The 1,151-nt window shown below is 49.8% G+C and carries 1 protein-coding gene; it reads left to right on the top strand.

The window, feature by feature from the left end; genetic code table 11:
- The first annotated feature begins 39 nt into the window (after window positions 1-39).
- A complete protein-coding gene (locus AACR93_RS04615) occupies window positions 40-1,110 on the top strand; it encodes a LuxR C-terminal-related transcriptional regulator (protein WP_043852304.1) in 1,071 nt (356 codons plus the stop codon).
- The last annotated feature ends 41 nt before the right edge of the window (window positions 1,111-1,151 follow it).

Here is a 1,151-nt window from a genome sequence, read left to right on the forward strand (position 1 = left end):
TCGACATGATGTTATTAGCAACAATGGAGGTTGGTGTGTATGGCAATTTGTATCTCGAAGCTACTGGAATTGCAGGGGCGTCTCTACGAGGCTGAGCAAGACTATGACCTCCTGTGCAAAATATTTGATGAGTTGAGATCTCTGTTCAATGCATCCGCTGCTAGCGTGGTACTGGCCCCCCGACAAACCCCTGAGGATGCTATCGTCTGGACCAAAAGCTATTCTCGCTCTGATCTGGCCTTTTATTTTGAACGCATGGCCGATGATGTTTTTCTCAACACCTATATGCAGCACATGCTGGTTGGCAAGGCGGCCATCGTTGATCAACTCTTGAACTTTGAGCGCATCGACAATCCAGTGTTCAGGGAAGAGATGGTGCCGCGTTTTCAAGCTCGTTATGCCCTGTGCATTCTGGTTCCTCTGAGTACCCGGGACGAGTTTGCGATCACCCTCCATCGGGATAAGACTCAACCCCCTTTCACTCCGGCTGAGCAACAGATGTTGCAATGGCTCTCCAACGGACTTGGCTGTTGGGCCAGAAGTTATCGTCGACGTCAGAGGTTCAATGAGGAACGTATACTACTGACGGCACTGCTGGAGCGTGATAATCGCCCACGCGCTGTAGTGGATCAATATGGGCATCTACAACTGACCAATCGTGCCATGCAGCAGGCGCTGGGTGAATATCACATCACACAGAACCCTGTTGACCATCAACTGGTCATTCCTTCTCGCTGGCTACCTCTTTGGCGGGAATCGTTGAGCCGTGGAACTGAAGGGCGTCTTGTTCTGTCTCTGTCAGAGTCTCATCAGGTGATCCTCGAATGGACTCCACTGCCAGAGCCCAGCGGATGGTTTGAATTGATGTTGATTGATCCTCGATGGGAGCATGAGCGGCACCTGCAACGTATGGAGCTACTTTATTGTTTGACTAAGAGCGAACAGGATGTACTTACCCTGCTCTCGCGTGGTCTGACCGGAGCAGAGGTCGCTCGCCTTCGAGGGGTCTCTTTGGAGACTGTAAAAAGCCAAATAAAAACACTGTTGCATAAAACCGGCACCAATAATCAAAACGATCTACTTAACTTGCTGTTCAATATATCTCATTAAGCACTGAATCGCCCCCAGTTCCCTAAATAACTGATCCCAAT

This window comes from Aeromonas sp. L_1B5_3 (assembly GCF_963866575.1).
Classification (GTDB): domain Bacteria; phylum Pseudomonadota; class Gammaproteobacteria; order Enterobacterales; family Aeromonadaceae; genus Aeromonas; species Aeromonas jandaei.